The 5,278-nt window shown below is 67.7% G+C and carries 5 protein-coding genes; all 5 read right to left on the bottom strand.

Annotation, left to right across the window (positions count from 1 at the left end):
- Nucleotides 1–179 precede the first annotated feature (179 nt).
- On the bottom strand, nt 180–512 hold the full coding sequence (locus tag D0C15_RS33630; protein WP_043829872.1) for a YnfA family protein: 333 nt from the start codon (nt 510–512) through the stop codon (nt 180–182).
- Nucleotides 513–563: 51 nt separating this feature from the next.
- Nucleotides 564–1,337: a MerR family transcriptional regulator gene (locus tag D0C15_RS33635; RefSeq protein ID WP_116052067.1), complete on the bottom strand. Its 774-nt coding sequence runs from the start codon at nt 1,335–1,337 to the stop codon at nt 564–566.
- A 69-nt stretch (nt 1,338–1,406) separates the two neighbouring features.
- Complete coding sequence (locus tag D0C15_RS33640; RefSeq protein ID WP_162830403.1) at nt 1,407–3,605, bottom strand: hypothetical protein; 2,199 nt, start codon at nt 3,603–3,605, stop codon at nt 1,407–1,409.
- A 98-nt stretch (nt 3,606–3,703) separates the two neighbouring features.
- A complete protein-coding gene (locus D0C15_RS33645; protein WP_116052069.1) occupies nt 3,704–4,018 on the bottom strand; it encodes a helix-turn-helix domain-containing protein in 315 nt (104 codons plus the stop codon).
- 13 nt (nt 4,019–4,031) lie between these two features.
- Entirely contained in the window at nt 4,032–5,105 is a 1,074-nt protein-coding gene (locus tag D0C15_RS33650; protein ID WP_116052070.1) for a tyrosine-type recombinase/integrase, read from the bottom strand.
- Between the last annotated feature and the right edge of the window lie 173 nt (nt 5,106–5,278).

Consider the following 5,278-nt stretch of genomic DNA (forward strand, 5'->3'; position numbering starts at 1 on the left):
GTCACCGACGTTTCCCTGGGGTTCGCGAATTCTGAAGTGGACAGTGATGGGAACTCAAGTGGTGGGGGCCGGTAATGAGGGTACTGGGATGCTTGGGTTCACGAACCGATGGCGGAAGCGTTGGTCGGTTCTGGTACTCAGGCGCGTGTTGTCGGCGTTGCGGCCTGTTTGCTGTGGTGTCAGCCTCGGGGTGCGTACATGATGACGGCGACACCGATGAGGCAGAGCAGGGCGCCGGTGATGTCGTAGCGGTCGGGGCGGTAGCCGTCGAGGGCCATGCCCCAGGCCAGCGAGCCCGCGACGAAGATGCCGCCGTAGGCGGCGAGGATGCGGCCGAAGTGTGCGTCGGGTTGCAGGGTGGCGACGAAGCCGTAGAGGCCGAGGGCGATGACCCCGGCGCCGATCCAGATCCAGCCGCGGTGTTCGCGGACGCCTTGCCAGACGAGCCAGGCGCCGCCGATTTCGGCGAGCGCGGCCAGCACGAACAGCGCGATCGACTTCAGGACGAGCACGAGCAACCTTTCCGAATGTTGCGTGGTGGCGCGGCGTGGTGGGGTGGCGGTTCAGCTGGGAGTGCCGAAGAGGTCGGCCAGCAGGGGGGCGGCGTCGTCGGGGGCGTGCACGTCGAACTGCAGCTCGCCTGCGGACAGGTGCAGCGTGAAGGTGAAGAAGGCGCAGCATTGCTGTTCGGCTGCAGCGAGGGCGGCGACTTCGCCTGCGGTGTGCGCGGGCAGGTGGAAGCGCAGGCCGCCGTCGATGGGGTCTCGGCGGTGGGCGTGGTCCAGCAGTTCGTGCCACTGCTGGGCTCGTTCGGCTTGATCGCTGCCGTTGAGCGTGCAGGCGATCGGTGCGGGTGTGGTCCCGTTGTCGCCGGTGTTGTCGGTGGTGGGCCGCGGTGGGCTCAGTTTGATGGGCGTGGGTTGTGGGTCGTGTTGGTGGTGCAGGAACCCGCAGCCGGGGTCGCAGCGGCCGGGTCGGGGCGGACCGTCGATCTCGGTCAGGGCCTGGCGCAGCCGCTCGGTGAAGGCGTCGAGTTCGGTGGCGCGTTGTTCGGCCTCGGCGATGCGGGTCGCGAGCATGGGGCGCAGCCGGTGTCGGACGTCGGTGCACAGGCCGTCTTCCCAGACCTGCAGCAGGTCGCGGATCTCCTCCAGGGGCAGGCCGAGTCGTTTGCCCGAGGTGATGAAGCCCAGCCGTTCGATGGCGTCGTCGCCGTAGAGTCGGTAGCCCGACTCGGAGCGCTGGGCGGGCAGCAGTCCGGCTTGTTCGTAGAACCGCAGCGTGGTCGGGCGCACCCCGGCCCGCTCGGCCAGTTGAGAGATCCGATAGGTCGTCACACTCCGACGGTAAACCTTCGAGTCGACTCGAAGGTCAAGCTGTTGCCGCTGAGCACACAGGCCGTCGAGCTAGGCGTGTCGATCGCTGGTCGGCAGATCGGGAGGGTCGAGGACGACCGTGTAGCGCTCGGCGCCACCGACGGACAGGCCGAACAGGTCGCACAGGCGGCGGATATCGCCTCTGGTGGCGTGAACTTCGTGCAGGATGCGGTCTTCGCGCAGGGCCTGGGTGGACAAGCCCAGGCGGTGGGCCAGCCACTCGATCTGGACGGGGCGGGTGTGGTTGGCGCTGCGGTAGTGGATGAACAGGTGCGGGTTGGCGGTGGCGGGCCAGCGGGCAGAGCGGTAGTCGAGGTAGGCGCTCAGCCGCTGGCGTACCGGGCTGGCGAGCGGGATGGTGCGATCTCCGGCCTGCAGGTGGCCGTCGTGGACGTCGGTGAGCTGCAGGTTGCGCAGTTGCTGGGAAGACAGGGCGTGGAAGGCCACCAGCGCGGCGATCGCCGCCCGGGTGGTGTCCTCGCTGTACAGCGCCTCGCGGATGTCGTCGACCGGGGTGGGCAGGGGGACTCGGCCTGGTCCTCGACCGAGCGGGATACGCGCGGTCGGGTTGACGAATACGCGCTTGTGGACTTTGAGCAGCCGGAAGATCGAGCGCAGCCCTTGGAGCATGGTGTGGCGGGGTGTGCCGGAGGTGGGCAGGATCGCGAGAACGTCATCACGGGTGATCTCTCGGAGATGTTCGTGCCCGCGCACCGCCCAGGTTTGCAGTGCGGGCAGGGCCCATCGCAGTTTTGCCTGAATCGTGCGGGCCGCGCGGGGAATGCTGCGGGGTGGGCTGGTGTGGCCGTGGCGCATCACGTCGAACCACCACCGCAGGTCGGTCACCATCTCGTCGGGCAGGCCGATGGTTTTGGCGGTGAACCAGCGTTCGATGGTCGGGACGCGGTCGTCGTGGAGGAATCCGTGGGCGGCCAGGACGTCGAGGATGGGGCGGACCGGACCATCGATGACGGACAGGGTGGCGACATCGCTGGCGTTGATGGCCGCGCCGGGAGTGTCCTGCAGCCCCAGCAGGATGTGCAGGCCCGTCCGGGTGCGGGTTGCGACCTTGGAGTCCCAGCCATGCCGGGCGGCGTGTTCGGTGACGCACTCGTCGAGGTAGGCCGCAAGTCCTGGATCGGACGGGGCTGGAAAGCCGCGTGCATTCCCGGCATGCAAATCGCGGGGCAGGATGAAGGCAACCAGTTGCTGATGGCGTATCGGACAACGGGCGGGCAGCGGCCGTGGTCTCTGCCGCCGGCGTTGGTCGGCCGCAGCGGCGCGAGCGGCGCGGACACCGAGCCCGGTGAACATGTCGGCGAAGTACAGCTGGTGCCCCCAGCGCCAAATGTGCTCGGCCTGGTCGGCATGGGTGCTGCTCGGCAGCCAGAGTGCCTGTTTACGGCACAGCCGGCACAGGCCGTTGGCGTTGACGTGGCTCATCCGTGCGCAGATGACGCAGTCGGCACGGCCGGGGTGGTGGCGTCGCCAGCCGCGGCATCCTTCGCACAGCCAGGCGTTGCCGCGTCGGGTGCCCCACGCGTGGCAGTCCGGACACGAATCCACCGTCAACGGCGAGAACCGGTGACAGCGCACACACAACCCGGCGGTGTAGTAGTCGCTGGTCGAGCCGCACTTCCGGCACGGTGGCGCAATCCCCGGGCCGCCGGGCTGGCAGGGGTAACAGAAGTCCGACTGGGCCGTCTTGACCGGGCGTTGCCCGCAGCGGGTGCACGGCCGTGGCGTGGTCGTGGTGTTCGTGCGCATCGCGTCGAAGATGGTCCACTGCAGCACTTTCCGTGGCGGTGCGCCGGTGGCGGCGAACCGCGCGGTCGGCCCGGGCCGCAGTCCCGGCGGGCCAGGCCGAGTCGCCCGTCCCGCCCGGCTGCGGAACAGATCGGCGAAGAACAGCTGGTGCCCATGGCGGATCGCGGCGGCGAGATCGTCGGTGCCGACCAGGTCGGCTTGTCGCCAGCACAGTCGACACGCGCCCCAATTCGGGTCGAGGGCCACGCGCCGCCCGCAGGCGACACAGTCACCGAGCGGGCGGCGCTGTCGCCACGCGTGGCAGCCCTGGCACAGCCATTTACGAGTGCGGGTCGCGCCCCAGGCGTAGCAGTCCTCGCACGAGTCGATGGTCAGCGGGGAGAACCGGTGGCAGCGGGCGCACAGGCCCGCGCTGTAGTAATTCTCGGTCGCTCCGCAGCGCTGACACGGCGGGGGCGTCACGGGCCCGCCGGGCTGGCAGGTGCAGCAGTAGTCGACATGGCGGTGCTTGACCGGGCGGGTCCGGCATACGCTGCACAAGCGCGGCCATGGTCGGCCACTCACGCCGGTGGCACAGAGCGGTGCCGACCGAACCGGGGCGTGACCACTGCCCCTCCCGTGGCGTCGGCCGTCTTCTGCGGCCTGCGAGCGGCCACCTTGTCCGGCTCCCGGATCAGTAGCTCGGTCGGTTCACACTCCAGCACCGCGCAGATCACGTCGAGGTCGTCCAGCCGGATCGTGGTCGGCGTGCCGGTCCACAAGGCTGACATCTTGCCCGCACTGATCTCCAACCCGGCCTCGGCCAACCGGCGGCGCATCTCGGTGGACTTCCAGATACCCGCCTCAGCTGCTTTCATCCGCAGATTCCACCGCATCAGCGCACCTCCGCTACTGCATGAGCCGGGAGGCCACCCGCTGGTTGGCCGTCTCCCAGGCATGTTCGATGTGGTTGGTGTGGACATGGATGTAGCGCGTCGTCGTCGACAGCCATTCGTGACCCAGAATCTCTTGTATCGCTTTGAGATCCATGCCTCGTTCGTACAGCGACGAGGCGCAGAAGTGTCGCAAACCGTGCGGTGTCAACCGACCCACCCACGCTGGAAGCCACCGGTCGACAGCATCCGCCAGGCTGGAACGCAATGCGTCATCGCCGATCCGCACACATCGCCCGGTGTCTCGGTCGCGGCGCTCACTCGGCAGCAGTGGGGCATCCGGATCAGACCAGTCCGGACCGAACTGGTGGCGCACATCGGTCAGCCACCAGTCCATCAAAGCGTCGATCTCATTGATCGCGGGTACCAGACGAGGTTTGTGCCCGCGTCCTCGGCTGCCCTTGCCGAACCGGACATGCAGCTTGCCCCGTTCACCCAGATCGGGCCGCCAGTCGCGAATGTCAAGCATCAGCGACTCCGTGATCCGCAAACCCGCCCGGCGCCACAGCGAGGCCGCCATGTAGTCACGCGCCGCCGGCAGGAACTTGCGGGCATGTGGCAACGACTCACGCCACGCGCCGAACAATGTCTCGACCTCCTGCTGCGCAGGTGGCACCCGCACAGCGACGTAGTCCGGCTTGGACGGACGGTTGAACTCATCCACCGGCTGCTCGAGAACATGACCGGTCAATGCGTGGATGTCTCCCTGGTAGCGCGCCACGAGGAACTCGAAGAACGCCGTCAGCGTCCCCGCTTTGCTGTACACCGTGGACGCCGCGCGGCCACGCCTGCGCTGGTCAGCCAAGAACCGATCGACATCCTCAGCGCGCGTTGTCCACACCGGTCGGCTGGTGAAGCGCACGAACTCGAACACCACCGACCGATACGACCCCACTACACCGTCCGTCACACCGGCGCCGAGCTGAGCCAGCGCGAACTGATCCACCAACTCCTGCTCAAAGTCCTCGAACTCTGCGGCAGTGCGCAATCGCCGCGCGGCCCCCAACGACCGCACCTCAGCCAACGCCACGGACACCCCTGTTCAATCGGAGAACGAATGTGTCAACAACATCGGCATCTCGTCGAGAATCTCGACCATCAATCGGATTCTTCACACCAACGAGTGAACCCACTCCCACCAGGACAAGCGCCCGACCTGGCGCTAATGGTCCCCAACGAACCCACGGCAGTTCAGGCAATCGA

Source organism: Amycolatopsis palatopharyngis (genome assembly GCF_003385185.1).
Classification (GTDB): Bacteria; Actinomycetota; Actinomycetes; order Mycobacteriales; family Pseudonocardiaceae; genus Amycolatopsis; species Amycolatopsis palatopharyngis.

Coding starts and splice junctions, on each gene's coding strand:
- D0C15_RS33645 (WP_116052069.1), bottom strand. CDS start 4,018: ATGCGGTGGAATCTGCGGATGAAAGCAGCTGAGGCGGGTATCTGGAAG.